This is a genomic window from Shimia sp. SK013 (assembly GCF_001292625.1).
Classification (GTDB): Bacteria; Pseudomonadota; Alphaproteobacteria; order Rhodobacterales; family Rhodobacteraceae; genus Shimia.
Genome location: NZ_LAJH01000025.1, coordinates 1 through 1,100, shown reverse-complemented (window position 1 = coordinate 1,100; position 1,100 = coordinate 1). Strand labels below are relative to the sequence as shown.

The 1,100-nt window shown below is 50.4% G+C and carries 1 protein-coding gene; it reads right to left on the bottom strand.

All coding sequences use genetic code 11. From position 1 onward, the window contains the following. Nucleotides 1–407: 407 nt before the first annotated feature. Nucleotides 408–998, bottom strand: a complete 591-nt coding sequence (locus tag SHIM_RS17565) for a hypothetical protein (RefSeq protein ID WP_054003998.1) — start codon at nucleotides 996–998, stop codon at nucleotides 408–410. Nucleotides 999–1,100: the final 102 nt, after the last annotated feature.

Below are 1,100 nucleotides of genomic sequence, written 5' to 3'. Positions count from 1 at the left end.
CTCTGCGCATCTTGCCTGTGTTATATTCTGAATGCCCGCCGCATAGCGGTTATCCTGCCCCGGTAGCGTCTCAAGCGCGCCGGGGTTTTCCATTTGCCCGCCACTCATATCAGGCGGCCTCTTCGCGTAGGCTTTGAAGGTGGGCGTCCAACTCAGCTTCCGGCCAATATAGGCGTCCGCCTAGCTTTATGGGGTTGGGAAGCCGGCCTGCCGCTAAATCCAAATAGATTGCGCTTCGGCTTCGGTTGCCCAGCTTTGCGCGGAGTTCCGTCAATGTTAGATACTTTTGCATCTTTGACTGTCCTTTCAAATAAAACACAGCCCAAGGATGTCAAAACCAGTGCAGATAAAAATCGTGCTATTAGAAACCTAATAGAATTCCGACAAGTATTTGTTTTTGTTAGAAATCACTCCGTGTCGCTTAAACGCTTCCATATCTTGTGTACCTCGTCAGCGCTCATCGGACTGACCCCCAATTTTTTCATCGCTACAGCGACAATATCGCAAGCACTTTGAGACCTAGAGTATTGGTCGCTGGTGGGGTTGAAGCCATTTTCGATCAGATTTTCGACGGCGGACCAAACGTAGAAATCTCGCCAAAACCTGTCACCCGGAAGCTTTTTACGCATGTTTCGGGGGGTAGCAGGTGGCTCCAAATTTCCCTTTAAAAAGCCAACCAACCACTGCGCGAGTTCTTGCGGCATTTCTTCATCAGCTTCCATAAGACCTGCGGCTAGTTGCCGAAGCGCATTAAATGCCGGGGGAAACCAACTCGACTCCTTTAGGAGTTTGGACAAGGTCCAGTATGGTGGTTCCTTGAAGGTCACCCGTATCGGCATATCCTTCATCTTTTTATCGTATCCGGGTAACGAACGCTTCGCTTCGTTTGCCATCGAAAACACTTGCAGGCTTCGAGTGTTTTTAATTGCGGACCGTATATCTTTGGATTTCAGCCATCTTTCTGTTTCGGAAACAGCATTCGAGAAGTCTTTCTCCATTACATTGTTCTCGCCAGCTTCACCACCTGCCCAGCGCCGCCGGTAACATGATCCGCCCAGCGCTCGGCCAGCTTGGCACGTTGCTCTAGGAAGTCAGTGCGC

What these genes read in the sequence shown, in the direction of transcription:
- SHIM_RS17565 (WP_054003998.1), bottom strand. Translation starts at nt 998, where the DNA reads ATGGAGAAAGACTTCTCGAATGCTGTTTCCGAAACAGAAAGATGGCTG.